General features: G+C 53.8%; 1 protein-coding gene. It reads left to right on the top strand.

What is annotated here, in order from left to right:
- Positions 1-90: 90 nt before the first annotated feature.
- Positions 91-277: VOC family protein (locus AF337_RS06545; protein ID WP_244471199.1), on the top strand; the 187-nt coding region annotated here is incomplete at its 3' end.

Genomic DNA, 277 nt, shown 5'->3' with positions numbered 1-277 from the left:
ATCATATCCGTCGCGGAAATCCTGACTTTCGCACGCCGTAAGAGTGTGCGATTCATTCGCTACCGAAGCCTGGTAATGGAGGATATGACGATGGCTACAGCCCGGTATTTGGTCAACGATGTCGATATGTCCGTTGCCTTCTATACAGAGCATTTTGGTTTCACCCTCCAGCAGCAGTTTGGCCCGGCAATGGCGATATTGTCACGCGGCGATCTCACATTGTGGCTCGTCGGGCCGATGGCATCGGCCGCAAAATCTATGCCAGATGGGCGCAAGC

This window comes from Rhizobium ecuadorense (assembly GCF_001187535.1).
GTDB classification, from domain to species: domain Bacteria; phylum Pseudomonadota; class Alphaproteobacteria; order Rhizobiales; family Rhizobiaceae; genus Rhizobium; species Rhizobium ecuadorense.
This window is presented reverse-complemented; position numbering and strand designations above follow the sequence as displayed.